Here is a 288-nt window from a genome sequence, read left to right as displayed (position 1 = left end):
AATCAGGTCAATATGGCGAAGATGCTGTAGTTGCTCTTGTTGAAGCGCTTGACTCTTACATCCCAGAGCCAGTGCGTGCTGTAGACCAAGCATTTTTGATGCCAATCGAAGACGTATTCTCTATTTCTGGTCGTGGTACAGTAGTAACTGGCCGTGTAGAAACTGGTATCGTTAAAGTAGGCGAAGAAGTTGAAATCGTAGGTATCAAAGACACAGTTAAAACTACAGTAACTGGTGTTGAGATGTTCCGTAAACTTCTAGACGAAGGTCGTGCGGGCGAGAACTGTG

1 protein-coding gene is annotated in these 288 nt (G+C 44.8%); it reads left to right on the top strand.

Annotated features, from left to right (window positions below):
- The coding region (locus AC1M84_RS14315; RefSeq protein WP_481595242.1) for an EF-Tu/IF-2/RF-3 family GTPase at window positions 1-288 on the top strand (288 nt) is incomplete at both ends.

The organism is Acinetobacter sp. 24-47-66 (assembly GCF_056779755.1).
This window is presented reverse-complemented; position numbering and strand designations above follow the sequence as displayed.